Source organism: Mycobacterium sp. 852002-30065_SCH5024008 (assembly GCF_001665645.1).
Taxonomy (GTDB): Bacteria; Actinomycetota; Actinomycetes; order Mycobacteriales; family Mycobacteriaceae; genus Mycobacterium; species Mycobacterium paraffinicum.
Genome location: NZ_LZSZ01000112.1, coordinates 1 through 715, shown reverse-complemented (window position 1 = coordinate 715; position 715 = coordinate 1). Strand labels below are relative to the sequence as shown.

The 715-nt window shown below is 64.6% G+C and carries 1 protein-coding gene; it reads right to left on the bottom strand.

From position 1 onward, the window contains the following. The coding region (locus A5781_RS15595; protein WP_156624687.1) for a phosphopantetheine-binding protein at positions 1-715 on the bottom strand (715 nt) is incomplete at both ends.

Here is a 715-nt window from a genome sequence, read left to right as displayed (position 1 = left end):
GATGCGGGGTGCTAACTGGGCGATGGTGGGCGCCTCAAAAATGGCCCGCACCGACAAGTCGGTATTCAGGCTGGTATTGACCGCCGCGATCAGGCGCATCGCCGACAACGAATCCCCACCCAACTCGAAGAACGAGTCGTCGACCCCGACGCGGTCCAGCCCGAGGATGTCGGCGTAGATGTCGGCCAGGATTTCCTCGGTCAGGCTGGCCGGGGCGCGATACGCGCCGCCGGTGTAGTCGGGGGCGGGCAGGGCGCGGGTGTCGAGTTTGCCGTTGACCGTCAACGGCAACGCCTCGAGCACCACGATGGCTGCCGGCACCATATAGGACGGCAGCCGATCCGCCAGCTGCGTGCGGATGGCGTCCGGATCCACTGTCCCCGAACCCGATTCGGTGACATAGCCGATCAGGCGTTTGTCGCCGGGGTCCTCCTCGCGGGTGATCACCACCGCTTGGTCCACCCCGTCCAAGCTGGCTAGTGTGGTTTGGATTTCACCGAGTTCGATGCGATACCCGCGGATCTTGACCTGCTCATCAGCACGCCCCACATACCGCAGCTGCCCATCAACACCCCACGACACCAAATCCCCGGTCCGATACATCCGCACCCCCGACGCCCCGGCGAACGGACACGCCACAAACCGGGCTGCGGTCAACCCCGCTCGGCCCCAATACCTGTCTCTTATACACATCTGACGCTGCCGACGATCGCAT